This is a genomic window from Staphylococcus pragensis, from assembly GCF_004785665.1.
In the GTDB taxonomy this organism is placed as follows: Bacteria; Bacillota; Bacilli; order Staphylococcales; family Staphylococcaceae; genus Staphylococcus; species Staphylococcus pragensis.
This window is the reverse complement of the sequence record NZ_SRPJ01000020.1, coordinates 1-395: the sequence shown is the minus strand read 5'-3', so window position 1 is coordinate 395 and position 395 is coordinate 1. Positions and strand designations below refer to the sequence as shown.

At 33.9% G+C, this 395-nt stretch carries 1 pseudogene; it reads left to right on the top strand.

Annotated elements, in window-relative coordinates:
* Nucleotides 1–353 (top strand): annotated as a pseudogene (locus E2558_RS12270) (IS6-like element IS257 family transposase); the annotation flags it as partial.
* Nucleotides 354–395: the final 42 nt, after the last annotated feature.

The following is a 395-nucleotide window of genomic DNA, read 5'->3' as shown; positions in this document are numbered from 1 at the left end:
GAGATAATCATTCAGCATATGCGTTTATCAAACGTCTCATTAAACAATTTGGTAAACCTCAAAAGGTAATTACAGATCAGGCACCTTCAACGAAGGTAGCAATGGCTAAAGTAATTAAAGGTTTTAAACTTAAACCTGACTGTCATTGTACATCGAAATATCTGAATAACCTCATTGAGCAAGATCACCGTCATATTAAAGTAAGAAAGACAAGGTATCAAAGTATCAATACAGCAAAGAATACTTTAAAAGGTATTAAATGTATTTACGCTCTATATAAAAAGAACCGCAGGTCTCTTCAGATCTACGGATTTTCGCCATGCCACGAAATTAGCATCATGCTAGCAAGTTAAGCGAACACTGACATGATAAATTAGTGGTTAGCTATATTTTTT